Here is a 12,349-nt window from a genome sequence, read left to right on the forward strand (position 1 = left end):
CCGTTCTTGCGCCGGTTGACCGCATTCGAGCCACCTTTGGCGCGTTCTGTGTGTGACGGGCGGAGGCACTGTGCCCGTGTTCGCGTCCCACAGTGCGGTACGTCCACACGAACGAAGGGAGCTCTACGTGGCTCACTCCGCATCGCGACGCCTCGTCGTGCCGCTGCTCGCGCTCGGCCTGACGGCGACCCTCGCGCCCTCCCTGGCCGCGGGCCCGGCGGCGGCCGCGCCCGGCGGCGCCGCCGAGGCGCGCGACCTCTCGCGGTTCACCCAGCAGAAGCTCACCTGGAAGAGATGCGCGGCCGACAAGCCCGCGAAGTTCCAGTGCGCGACGCTCAAGGTGCCGCTCGACTACAGCGCGCCCAAGGGCAAGACCCTGAAGGTCGCCGTCTCCCGGGTGCGGACGAGCAAGCCCGGCAAGCGCCACGGCGTCCTGACCTTCAACCCGGGCGGGCCCGGCGGGCCGGGGCTCGACCTGCCCCTGGAGGCGTCCGAGGGGCTGCCCAAGGCCGTCCTGGAGAAGTACGACCTGATCGGCTTCGACCCGCGCGGGGTCGGCAAGAGCTCGCCGCTGAGCTGCGGGCTCACCGGTGACGAGCAGCGCTTCCCGCGGCCCACCCGCTCGCGCGCCGAGTTCGACCGGAACGTGAAGTGGGCCAAGACCGTCGCGGACAAGTGCCGCACCAAGAACCGCGGCGTGCTGCCGTACATCAACACCCGCAACACCGCGCGCGACATGGACGTCATGCGCGCGGCCGTGGGCGAGAAGAAGCTCTCGTACTACGGCGTCTCGTACGGCACCGCGCTCGGCGCCGTCTACACCCAGCTGTTCCCGAAGCGCGCGGACCGCGTGCTCATCGACAGCGCCGTCGACCCGGAGCGGATGTGGCGGGGGATGTTCCGCATCTGGGCGGAGGAGGTCGGACCGGCCTTCGAGCGCTGGTCGAAGTGGACCGCCGAGCGCGACGCCACCTACCACCTGGGCAGCTCCCCGAAGCAGGTCCAGCGGACCTTCTGGAAGCTGGTGGAGCGGGCCGACCGCGAGCCGATCGTGGTCGACGGCGAGAAGCTCGACGGCGCCGACGTGCGCAACATCGCCCGGCCCGAGTTCTTCAGCGTCCGCAACGGGGCCGAGCTCGTACGGATGCTGAAGCGCGCCGCCGGCGGGGCCACCGTGTCCGGCCCGGCGGCCGAGCCAGTGACGGACAACGAACTCGCCGCCCAGTTCGCCGTGGTGTGCGCCGACGCGGCCTGGCCGCGCGACCCGGAGACGTACTACCGCGACACGGTGCGCGACACCGTCCGCTACCCGCTGTACGGGGACTTCACCTCCGGCATCGTGCCGTGCGCGTTCTGGCCGCGGGGCGCCGAGCCCGCCACCAAGGTGGACAACGACGTCCCGCTGCTCCTCGTGCAGAACGAGTGGGACTCGCAGACCCCGCTGTCGGGCGCGCGGAACATGCACCGCGCGCTCAAGGGCTCGCGGATGATCACCGTCGACGAGGGTGAGGGCCACGGCGTCCTCTTCGGCGACCGCCGCTACCCGTGCGCGGAGAACCCGTCCATGCGCTACCTGGCCACGGGCAAGCTGCCGGCCAAGGACGTGACCTGCCGCGTCACGCCCGGCCAGCGCCGCGCCGAGGCCGCGCCGAACGCCTTCTAGGGGTCCGGTTCCAGGGCTCCGGCGGGCCTTCTGGCGAACCGCGGGGGTGGGCCGGTCAGTCGTCGATGCCCGACCGCTCCACCCCCGCCACGATCCACCGCTGGAAGAACAGGAACACCACGAGCAGCGGCAGGATCGACACCGCGGCCGCGACGAACAGCTCGTGCAGCCGGATCACCTGCGAGGTGCTGAAGGAGGCGAGCGCCACCTGGACCGTCCACGCCTCCCGGTCCTGGCCGATCACCAGCGGCCACAGGAAGGAGTTCCAGGCGCCGATGAACACGATGGTGCCGACGGCCGCGAACACCGGCCGCGTGTTCGGCACGACCACGCGCCAGTACGTGCGCCAGTAGCCGAGCCCGTCCACCCGCGCCGCGTCCTCCAGCTCCCGGGGGAAGCCCAGGAAGTACTGGCGGAAGACGAAGCAGGCGAAGGCCGAGAACAGGGTCGGGACAATCAGTCCGCGCAGCGTCGACACCCAGCCGAGCGACGACACGAGGACGAAGCTCGGCACGAAGGTGACCGCGGCCGGGACCATCAGCGTGGCGAGGATCGCGTAGAAGACGTGGTTGGCGTAGCGGTAGGGGATGCGGGCCAGGCCGTAGCCCGCGAGCGAGGCCACCAGGAGCGTGCCGAGGGTCGTCAGGACCGCGATGAGCGCCGAGTTGAGCAGCGAGCGGGCCATGGGCACCGTCGAGTCCCGGAACAGCTCGGTGACGTTCGAGAAGTGCAGCGTGGACGGGAAGAACGTCCAGTCCGGCGAGGTGATGTCCTCCTCGGACGCGAGGCCGTTGCGCACCAGGAGGTAGAACGGGACCAGGAAGAGCAGGGCGAGGGCGATCAGCAGGGCGAGCCGCAGTGCCCGGCCCACGCGCACCCAGGCGTCGTGCATGTCTCAGGCTCCCTTCTCGTCGCCGCGGCCGAGCCCGAACCAGCGTGCCTGCCCCACCGTCACCACCGCGATGATCAGGGCGAGGAGCACCGCGCCCGCGCTGCCGAGGCCGAGGTTCTGCCCCTGGCCGAGCGCCGTGTAGTAGAGGTAGACGAGCGGCGGCCGGGCGTACGGCGGATAGCCGCGGGCGTCCGAGAGCAGGTTGTAGAACTCGTCGAAGGCCTGGAAGGCGTTGATGACCAGGAGCAGCGCCACGGCGACGGACGTGGCGCGCAGCTGCGGCAGCGTGATGTGGCGCAGGACCTGCCAGCCGGGCCGGGCGCCGTCCACGGCGGCGGCCTCGTACAGGGTGGGCGAGATCCGCTGGAGCCCCGCCAGGAAGAGCACCATGTAGAACCCGGCCTGGAGCCACAGGCGTACGGTGACGATCACCAGCCAGTACCAGGGCGGGTCCGTGGTCGACAGCCATGCCGTCTGGTCGGCGCCGAACCAGCCGAGCACGGTGTTCGCGAGCCCGAACCGCACCCCGTTGAAGATCGACATCTTCCAGATCAGGGCGGCCACGACGTAGCTGCACGCCGCCGGGAGGAAGAACACCGACCGGAAGAACGCCTGCGCGCGGCGCAGCCGGTTCACCATCAACGCCAGCGACAGGGACAGGACGAACGTCGTCGGCACGATGAAGGCCGTGAACACGGCGAAGGTCCACAGGCTGTCGGTGAACGCGTCGTTCTTCAGCATCGACGTGTAGTTGTCGAAGCCGACGAACTCGGTGGGCGAGACGGTGTTGTGGGCGTCGAAGAAGCTGAGGTAGACGCTCCAGCCGAGCGGTACGTACGTGAAGACGAGCAGGCCGAGCGCGAAGGGGCCGACGAACACCCAGAACCACAGGTTGCGGTTCTGCGGTCCGGCGAGCCGCCGCGCCAGGCCGGGACGGCCGCCGCTCACGCGGACTTCTTCCGCACGCGGGTGAGCTCCGCCGACACCTTGCGCACCACGGACCTCAGCTCGCTCTCCGGATTCGCGCCGGACTTGATGATGCGGCTGAGCGCGTCCTGGTAGGCGACGCGGCTCGCGGGCGTCCAAAGGAGCGGTTCGGCGTGGCCGTTCTCGGTGGAGAAGCGCACGGCGTCCGCCGCGGGGCCCTTGGCGAGCGCGTCCGCCTTCTTCGCGAGGGAGAGCCGGGCCGGGATGTGGAAGCCGTAGCTCAGCGCGAAGTCCCGCTGGTACTCGGTCCTGTCGATCCACAGCCACTTCAGATAGTCCTTGGCCGCGTCCTTGTGCGCGGTGCGGGCGCTCACGGCCGCGCCGTACGCGCCGACCGGCACGGCGGGCTTGCCGTCGGGCCCGTCCGCCGGGAACGCGAGCACCCCGAAGTCGTCCCCGAGCGCCTTCCGCACGGCGGGCAGCGCCCACAGGCCCGACCACTGCATGGCCGTCAGGCCCTGCACGAACGCCGACGGGTCCGACCAGTCGGAGGGCGCGCCGAGCAGCAGCGCCTTCGCCCGGTACAGCTCGCGCACCTTGGCGAGCGCGCGGGCGGCGGCGGGATCGTCGAAGCCGACCTTCCCGTCGTCGGTCACGAGGCTCAGGCCCGCCGCGTACAGGGGAGTGCCGCCGAGGACGCCCGCACCACCGTCGTTCCCGAGGAAGAGGCCCTTGGTCTTCTCGGTGGTCAGCTCCTTCGCCGCGTCGACGAGCGCGTCGAGCGTGCGCGGCGGCTCGACGCCCGCGTCGGCCAGGAGGCTCTTGCGGTAGTACAGCAGCTGCATGTCGACGACCTGCGGGATCGCCCAGATCCTGCCGTCGTACGTCTTGGGCGCGAGCGCCACCGGGTTGAAGTCGTCCTTCACCCCGTCGAACAGGTCCGTGAGGTCCACGACCTGCCCGCCCCTGATCTGGTCCAGGCTCGGCCCGTTGACCTCGAAGACGTCGGGGCCCGACTTGGTGAGCAGCGCGGCGGCGGTCTGCTCGTCGTAGTTGCCAGGACGCCACTGGACCGCGACGTCCGCCTCGCGGTACGCGGCCGCGTACCGTTTGACCGCCTGCTCGGTCCCGGTCTCCCCGTACTGGTGGTACCAGTGCGACAGCTTCGGCCCCTTGCCGCCCGAACCACCGCCGTCGCGGCCGGTGTTGGACCCGCACGCGGTGAGCAGCCCGAGCGCCGCGCCCGTGCCGAGCAGTGTCCTGCGACTGATGGTCATGACGTGTCCCCCTGCGTGGATCGACGGGTACGTGTCGGGCCCAACGATCAACCATGCAGGGGGATTACGACAGGCGTATTGCGGTCGTGTGTTTGCCTTGGGCGCAGCGGGTCCGTCACGCGCCGAGGGCTTCCATCAGGTGGTCGTCGAGATCCGCCACCCAGCCCTCCCGGCGCCACGGTCGCAGTTCCCGGCGGGCCTGCCGCAGGCGCAGCGCGGGTACCCGGCCCCCCGTGGCCGACGCCGCGGCAACACATCGGTGCAGCAGCCGTACGGCGTCCCGCGGTTCACCGAGCCGGATCCGGGCGAGTGCCTGGTCCGTCGTCACGATGGCCCTCTGCACCTGCTCCCGTGGGGCGGACAGCGTCTCCACGGACCGGGCGAACCGGTCGTGCGCCTCGGCCGGATCACCGACATACAGCTCACACACGCCCTCGAAGCCGCGCAGATGGCCGGGGGAGAACGAGGTGGGCGCGGGATCGTCGGTGTGATCGGCCTCGATGTCGTACCAGGCGAGCCCCAGAGCCGCCCGGGACCGCCGCCCGCGCCCGGACCGCGCGGCCAGCTCGGCCTGGAGCGCATGGGCGCGTGCGCGGGTCAGCGCGCTCTCGCCGGAACGGGCAGCATGTACGGCCCGGTCGACCAGGCGCCGCGCGCCGTCGAGGCCGTTCGTCGAGTAGAGGGTGACGAGGGCATGGCTCATGTGCACACCGGCCTGCCGCCACGGCTGTTCGAGGAGACCCGCCTCGCGCGTGGCTTCGCCGTACAGGGCCCTGGACGCGGCATCGTCCCGCGTCTCGAAGGCGAGTCGGCCGCCCAGGACCATGGCGGTGACCGCGACGTCTCTCAGGTGAGGCACGAGCGGTGCGGGCACCGGGCCCGCGAGAAGGCGCCTCGCCGCCTCGACGGCGGGCGCGAGGAGGAGTTGAAGCCGCACCATGGGCAGTGAGCCCACTTCGGCGTTCACGTCGGCCACGACGGCAGCCAGCCCCGCCACGGTCGTCTCGTCCGCTCGCGTCGGATCGGCGAGCGCCGCGTTCAACCCGGCCTGCGTGCCCGGCGCGAGCAGGGCGAGCAGCCCGCCCCCGGAGTCGGTGACTACGCGGAGGACCAGGCTGCGGAGTTCGGCCATGCGGCGCTCGCTCTCTCCGAGCAGGCCGAGCGCCTCCATGAGTTCGGCGAAGTCCGAGCCCCTGCCGAGCGAGGCGTCGCCCGCGGGGGTGCGTGCGTAGAGATGGGCGAGCAGGAGTTGATACCGCTCGTCCGGCACGGTCGGCCGGGGGGCCTCCCAACGGGCGACGGATCGCTGCACGCTGGCCACCGAGGGCAGCGCCGGCTGATGCAGTTCCCGCGCGAGGGAGACGAGCGCACGGGCGACGTCAGCGAGGGACAGGCCGCGGCGGTGCCGGAGGGCCTTCAGTCGTGCCGCGCCTGCGGCTCGATCCTCCATGTCGTCATAGTGGCGCGGGTCGGCTCTACACGGGCACGATCAGGCGCGGTTTCCCCTGATCGCGTGTGTAGTCGAGGGTCTGCCACGTGCCCGAGGACTCTTCGGCGTGGTGGGGATAGCCGATCGTCATGCTCGCGCGGTCGACCATCCACCGGTTGCGTGCGTGATAGGCGGGAGCCTTCAGCTCCGACGCTCGCAGTTCGACGATCTCCCGGATCCGGTCGCGGGCGCGGGCGATGGCCTGGCGGGCCTCGGCGGGCTGCTGGTCGACGCGGCCGGGAACGACGACGGTGATCGCCGCCGACGTGTTGCCCGCCAGCCAGATCAAGGACATGGAGTCGACGCCCTTGGCACCTCCGATGTAGAAGTGCGCGCCTGGGGAGGCGAACGGTCCGAGGTAGTCGCGGAACAGGTCCGCGTACTCGGCGAGGCTGCGGTGCCCCGTGTTCCTGGTGCCGGTCACGGCCACTCCGCGCATGATCGACTCTGTGTCGCAGCTTGTCATATCCCGCCTCTGCCCCCTCGTTGGGATCGTCAGAGCATGGACAGCAACGACCTGAAGCAGCTCTCCGGCCACCTGGAAGATCTCGGCCTGTTGACCACCGTTGACGAACCCGCGATGCGGCTCATCGTGACCAATCCCCTGAACAGTCGCCTGTCCGAGGAGATTCTCGTCATCGGGGACCGGTACGTCACCGGATTCGACCACGAGGTGGGCGCGCAGGGGGCAGAGCGGACGTGTGCCGATCGCATCTCGCGCATCCTCGCCGTCAACCGGACTCCCGGGGCGGCGCGATGACCGGGCAGCGTCAGCACAGGGCGACCGCCTCCGACCTCGACGGCGATCAGGGCGGTCACGCGCTCCCGGACCGGTACGAGGCCTACCGAGAACACCTGAACAACTGCCCGCGCCGACACCTCGGTCTCCTGGCCGACTGCCCCGAGGGCGCCCGGCTCCGGCACGCGCGGACTGGCGAGGAAGGGGGCTACGAGCCCACCCTCCAGAGAGAGGTGAGCACTCGTGCCTGATGCGACCGAGGCACTACGGCTGTTCGCCGTGCCCGCTGCCGACGACCTCACCGAGCAGCAGCGGTCCGGAGCTGTGTGCGTGTGGTGCGAGTACGAGCTCCACCCACGTGAGGGGATCGACCTCGGCGGCCCCAGCCCTTGGCGCCCGCACGGTTGCGCCCCCTGCTGCGAGGACCAGAGCCGGGCTCTGACGACGTACCTCAACTGGTACGACCACGGCATCGGATGCCTGCGGTGCCCGCTCGGCCCCTGCGAGCAGGCGAGCGCGCTGGCCACTTCGCATCTGTCCGCGCAGGCGCGGGCAGGACGGCCGGAGCTGTCGTGCGTGAACTGCCGGGCCACCATCGCGCCCGACGCACCTGTGCGCCCGCACCTCTGGCAGGGCCTGAACGGGCCCGTCTTCAGCTACCTCCATGCCCGCACCTGCCCGGCGCCGGACACGCGGTAGCCCTTCCCGCCCGCTCTCCGTTCCCCAGGCAAACGCGAAGGGGCGGCACCCCGCACAAGGTGCCGCCCCTTCATCGTGGGCCGGGGCCGCCGCCGTATCGGTTGAGGGTCGGGGACACGGCGGCGGACCCGGGGCTCTACCGGTGGTCGCTGCCCTGGGCCTGGGAAGCGGCGCGGCCCGCTTCGAGGCGTGCGACCGGGATGCGGAAGGGCGAGCAGGAGACGTAGTCGAGGCCCACCTCGTGGAAGAAGTGCACCGACTCCGGGTCGCCGCCGTGCTCGCCGCAGACGCCGAGCTTGATGTCGGGGCGCGTGGCCCGGCCCGCCTCGACGGCGCTGCGCACCAGGGCGCCGACGCCGTCCTTGTCGATGGTCTCGAAGGGGCTGACGCCGAAGATGCCCTTCTCCAGGTACGCGGTGAAGAACGAGGCCTCCACGTCGTCGCGGCTGAAGCCCCACACCGTCTGGGTGAGGTCGTTCGTACCGAAGGAGAAGAACTCCGCGGCCTCGGCGATCTGACCGGCCGTCACGGCGGCGCGGGGCAGCTCGATCATCGTGCCGAGCGCCAGCTTGAGGTGGACTCCGGTGGCGGCCTCGACCTCGGTGATGACCTTCTCGGCGTCCTCGCGGACGATCTCCAGCTCCTGGACGGTGCCTACCAGCGGGATCATGATCTCGACGCGCGGGTCGCCCTTGGCGTTCTTGCGCTCGGCGGCGGCCTCGGCGATCGCGCGGACCTGCATGGTGAACAGGCCGGGGATGACCAGGCCGAGGCGGACGCCGCGCAGGCCCAGCATCGGGTTCTGCTCGTGCAGCCGGTGCACGGCCTGGAGCAGCCGCAGGTCGTTCTCGTTGGCGTCCTTGCGGGACTCGGCGAGCGCGACGCGGACCGAGAGCTCGGTGATGTCGGGCAGGAACTCGTGCAGCGGCGGGTCGAGCAGGCGGACCGTGACCGGCAGGCCGTCCATCGCCTCGAAGAGCTCGACGAAGTCCTGCTTCTGCTGCGGGAGCAGGGCCTTCAGTGCCTCCTCGCGCTCCCCGTCGGTGTCGGCGAGGATCAGCTTCTCGACCATCTCGCGGCGCTCGCCGAGGAACATGTGCTCGGTGCGGCACAGGCCGATGCCCTGCGCGCCAAAGCGGCGGGCGCGCAGCGCGTCCTCGGCGTTGTCGGCGTTGGCGCGCACCCGCAGGCGCCGCTTGCCGTCGGCGAAGGCCATGATGCGGTGCACGGCCTGGACCAGCTCGTCGGCGTCGTCGGCGCCGGCGTGCATGCGGCCCTCGAAGTACTCGACGACCGGGGACGGTACGACCGGGACCTCGCCCAGGTAGACCTTGCCGGTGGAGCCGTCGATGGAGACGACGTCACCCTCCTCGACGACGGTGTCGCCGACGGTGAGGCGGCGGCGCTTGGTGTCGACCTCCAGGTCCTCGGCGCCGCAGACACAGGTCTTGCCCATGCCGCGCGCGACGACGGCCGCGTGCGAGGTCTTGCCGCCGCGCGAGGTCAGGATGCCCTCGGCGGCGATCATGCCGTCCAGGTCGTCGGGGTTGGTCTCGCGGCGGATCAGGATGACCTTCTCGCCGGAGCGCGACCACTTGATGGCGGTGTAGGAGTCGAAGACGGCCTTGCCGACGGCGGCGCCGGGCGACGCGGCGATGCCCCGGCCGAGCTGCTCGACCTTGGCCTCGTCGTCGAAGCGCGGGAACATCAGCTGCGCGAGCTGCGCGCCGGTGACGCGCTGGAGCGCCTCGGCCTCGCTGATCAGGCCCTGGTCGACGAGCTGGGTGGCGATGCGGAAGGCCGCGCCCGCGGTGCGCTTGCCGACGCGGGTCTGGAGCATCCACAGCTGCCCGCGCTCGATGGTGAACTCGATGTCGCAGAGGTCCTTGTAGTGGGTCTCCAAGGTCTCCATGATCTGCATGAGCTGGTCGTACGACTTCTTGTCGATCTGCTCCAGATCGGCGAGCGGGACGGTGTTGCGGATGCCCGCGACGACGTCCTCGCCCTGCGCGTTCTGGAGGTAGTCGCCGTAGACGCCCTGGTGGCCGCTCGCGGGGTCGCGGGTGAAGGCCACGCCCGTGCCCGAGTCGGGGCCGAGGTTGCCGAAGACCATGGAGCAGACGTTGACGGCGGTGCCCAGGTCGTGCGGGATGCGCTCCTGGCGGCGGTAGAGCTTGGCCCGGTCGCCGTTCCAGGAGTCGAAGACCGCCTTGATGGCGAGGTCCATCTGCTCGCGCGGGTCCTGCGGGAAGTCGCGGCCCGCCTCGGTCTTGACGAGCTTCTTGAACTTGGTGACGAGCTTCTTGAGGTCGGCCGCCTCCAGGTCGGTGTCGACCGTGACCTTCTTGGCCTCCTTGGCCTTCTCCAGGGCGTCCTCGAAGAGCTCGCCGTCGACGCCGAGGACGGTCTTGCCGAACATCTGGATGAGCCGCCGGTAGGAGTCCCAGGCGAACCGCTCGTCGCCCGCCTGCTTGGCGAGACCCTGCACGGACTTGTCGGAGAGCCCGATGTTGAGGACCGTGTCCATCATGCCGGGCATGGAGAACTTGGCGCCCGAGCGGACCGAGACGAGCAGCGGGTCGTCGGCCTGGCCGAGCTGCTTGCCCATCTTCTTCTCCAGGGCGTCGAGGTGCGCGCTGACCTCGTCGCGCAGCGCCACGGGCTCCTCGCCGCTGTCGAGGTAGACCTTGCAGGCCTCGGTGGTGATGGTGAAGCCCGGAGGGACGGGAAGGCCCAGGTTGGTCATCTCGGCGAGGTTCGCACCCTTGCCACCGAGGAGGTCCTTGAGGTCCTTGTTGCCCTCGGTGAAGTCGTAAACGAACTTCACGCCCTGAGCTACGTGGGGATCTTTGTTTTCCGACACGGGTCTCGACTCCTCGAGGACGCGGCTGCCCTGACGGCGAGGAACATACCCAGATCGAAGGCGTCTGGGTACGTCCACTTGTGCGTCATGCGGTCGCAACCACCCGTGTGCCAGCAGATCGAAAGTAACGCGCGAGTAATGATCTTGACCGGAGTGAGTTCACCTCTTGAATGCATGACTGCATGGAGTGACTCAAGCCCCGCCTCAAGTTACCCAGCGTGGCAATTTGATCGATCGTTTGAATTGTCAACGCGTGGCACTCAGTGCCACCCCTTGGAAAGGTGCAGCGGGGCAAGATCCGCTCATCTGAGCGTAGGGGTTATCAGGGGTGGCGAGAATCACGCCTCGAAAGGGCAAAGTCTCGGCATCTGAGCGGCCCCCAGCTCACCCGAGAGCCCACCGAAGGAGGCCGGGGGCACCCCGTGCCCGGCTCAGAAGCCGAGGGCCGCGAGCCGCTCCTCCGCCCGCTGCGGCGCGTAGAGGTGCTCCACCACCAGGGCCCCCGCCCCGGTCACGGCCGCCCGCTCGCCGAGCCGCGAGGTGACGATCTCCAGATGGGCCGTGGAGCGCGGCAGGGCCCGCTGGTAGAGCAGTTCCCGCACCCCTGTCAGGAAGGGCGTTCCGGCCAGATCTCCCGCGATCATCAGGACGCCCGGATTGAGGAGCGTCACGACCGTGGCGAGCACCTCGCCGACCCGCTGCCCCGCCTCGCGCGCGAGCCGCACCGCCTCCGGGTGCCCCGCCGCGAGCAGCTCCGCCACGTCGGAGCCCGAGGTCACGTCCGCGCCGGAGGGCGCGGGCACGCCCGCCGCCGCGAGCCGCCCGGCGAGCGCGCGCCCGCTGGCCACCGCGGCCAGACAGCCGTACGAACCGCACCGGCACAGGGCGGACTCGCTCCCGGGCACCCACGGCACCCGTATGTGCCCGATGTCGCCCGCGCCGCCGTCCACGCCCCGGTACACGGAGCCGTCCACGACGACGCCCGCGCCGATCCCGGTGGAGACCTTGACCAGGGCGAAGGCCGAGCAGTCGGGGTAGGCGGCGCGCTGCTCCCCGTACGCCATGAGGTTGGCGTCGTTGTCGACGAGGACCGGGACGCGGGCGGAGCCGCCCGTGCGCGCGGCGAAGGAGCGGCTCAGCCGGGCTCTTATGGCGTAGCCGTCCCAGCCCGGCATGATCGGCGGCTGCACCACCCGGCCCGTCTCGCTGTCGACCGGGCCCGGCACGGCGAGGCCGATGCCGCAGACCGAGCGCGCGGCGCGGCCGCCCTCGCGCAGCAGCGCCGCGAACCGGACGCCCAGTTCGTCCAGGACCCGCTCCGGGCCCTCGTCCACCCGCAGGGGTCCGGTGTGCTCGGCGAGGACGTCCCCGGTGAGGGTGAGCAGGGCCGTGCGGGCGTGCCGGGTCTCCAGGCCCGCGGCGAGGACCACGGCGTGCCCGTCGTCGAACTCCAGTCGGGCGGCGGGGCGGCCGCCGAGCGGGGAGCCCGCCGGGGCGGCCGTGCCCTCGCGCAGCCAGCCCGCGCGGAAGAGGCGGTCGAGGCGCTGGCCGACCGTGGCCCTGGACAGGCCCGTGACCTGCTGGAGGGCGCCGCGCGTGGTGGCGCGGCCGCTGCGTACGAGGTGCAGCAGGTCACCCGCGCTCGCCTGGGTGGTCCCGCGCACCGAGATCCCGTTCCTCATGGCCACGCACCGTTCCCGTCGTCTGCTGCTTCCTGCTTACCCAAAGCGCCCCTTGCGCGCGTCAACTCGACGTTACATATTGGGTTTTGCGTGTTAAGTAGACGTAACCCTAGGGTGG

11 protein-coding genes are annotated in these 12,349 nt (G+C 70.9%); 4 read left to right on the forward strand and 7 right to left on the reverse strand.

Translation table 11 applies throughout. The annotated features are described in order from the left end of the window. The first annotated feature begins 163 nt into the window (after positions 1-163). Positions 164-1,663: an alpha/beta hydrolase gene (locus IG74_RS0122505; protein WP_078868966.1), complete on the forward strand. Its 1,500-nt coding sequence runs from the start codon at positions 164-166 to the stop codon at positions 1,661-1,663. Positions 1,664-1,718: 55 nt separating this feature from the next. On the opposite strand, the gene IG74_RS0122510 is transcribed toward IG74_RS0122505, so the two are convergent. The 5 genes from IG74_RS0122510 to IG74_RS0122530 all read right to left on the reverse strand — a co-directional run bounded on the left by IG74_RS0122510 (position 1,719) and on the right by IG74_RS0122530 (position 6,687). Continuing rightward, positions 1,719-2,555, reverse strand: a complete 837-nt coding sequence (locus tag IG74_RS0122510; RefSeq protein WP_030680164.1) for a carbohydrate ABC transporter permease — start codon at positions 2,553-2,555, stop codon at positions 1,719-1,721. A 3-nt stretch (positions 2,556-2,558) separates the two neighbouring features. Further along, positions 2,559-3,503 (reverse strand): carbohydrate ABC transporter permease, encoded by a 945-nt coding sequence (locus IG74_RS0122515; protein ID WP_234334412.1) that lies wholly within the window; start codon positions 3,501-3,503, stop codon positions 2,559-2,561. Continuing rightward, a complete protein-coding gene (locus IG74_RS0122520) occupies positions 3,500-4,759 on the reverse strand; it encodes an ABC transporter substrate-binding protein (protein WP_030680173.1) in 1,260 nt (419 codons plus the stop codon). The genes IG74_RS0122515 and IG74_RS0122520 overlap by 4 nt, the downstream gene beginning before the upstream one ends. 115 nt (positions 4,760-4,874) lie before the next feature. Continuing rightward, positions 4,875-6,209 (reverse strand): hypothetical protein, encoded by a 1,335-nt coding sequence (locus IG74_RS0122525; RefSeq protein ID WP_030680178.1) that lies wholly within the window; start codon positions 6,207-6,209, stop codon positions 4,875-4,877. Positions 6,210-6,234: 25 nt separating this feature from the next. Next, entirely contained in the window at positions 6,235-6,687 is a 453-nt protein-coding gene (locus IG74_RS0122530; protein WP_030680181.1) for a DNA-processing protein DprA, read from the reverse strand. Between the two features lie 63 nt (positions 6,688-6,750). On the opposite strand from IG74_RS0122530, the gene IG74_RS0122535 reads away from it, so the two are divergent. The 3 genes from IG74_RS0122535 to IG74_RS0122545 are packed head-to-tail and all read left to right on the forward strand — an operon-like array spanning position 6,751 to position 7,686. Beyond that, positions 6,751-7,008 carry a hypothetical protein gene (locus IG74_RS0122535; RefSeq protein ID WP_030680185.1) on the forward strand — a complete coding sequence of 86 codons (258 nt, stop codon included), beginning with the start codon at positions 6,751-6,753 and terminating at the stop codon, positions 7,006-7,008. Beyond that, positions 7,005-7,238 (forward strand): hypothetical protein, encoded by a 234-nt coding sequence (locus IG74_RS0122540; RefSeq protein WP_030680189.1) that lies wholly within the window; start codon positions 7,005-7,007, stop codon positions 7,236-7,238. Before IG74_RS0122535 ends, IG74_RS0122540 begins: the two co-directional genes overlap by 4 nt. After that, positions 7,231-7,686 carry a hypothetical protein gene (locus IG74_RS0122545; protein WP_030680193.1) on the forward strand — a complete coding sequence of 152 codons (456 nt, stop codon included), beginning with the start codon at positions 7,231-7,233 and terminating at the stop codon, positions 7,684-7,686. The genes IG74_RS0122540 and IG74_RS0122545 overlap by 8 nt, the downstream gene beginning before the upstream one ends. A 136-nt stretch (positions 7,687-7,822) precedes the next feature. On the opposite strand, the gene ppdK is transcribed toward IG74_RS0122545, so the two are convergent. After that, positions 7,823-10,549, reverse strand: a complete 2,727-nt coding sequence (gene ppdK / locus IG74_RS0122550) for a pyruvate, phosphate dikinase (RefSeq protein ID WP_030680198.1) — start codon at positions 10,547-10,549, stop codon at positions 7,823-7,825. A gap of 431 nt (positions 10,550-10,980) precedes the next feature. Then, positions 10,981-12,231: an ROK family transcriptional regulator gene (locus IG74_RS0122555; protein WP_030680201.1), complete on the reverse strand. Its 1,251-nt coding sequence runs from the start codon at positions 12,229-12,231 to the stop codon at positions 10,981-10,983. Between the last annotated feature and the right edge of the window lie 118 nt (positions 12,232-12,349).

The sequence above is a fragment of the Streptomyces sp. NRRL B-1347 genome, assembly GCF_000720325.1.
In the GTDB taxonomy this organism is placed as follows: domain Bacteria; phylum Actinomycetota; class Actinomycetes; order Streptomycetales; family Streptomycetaceae; genus Streptomyces.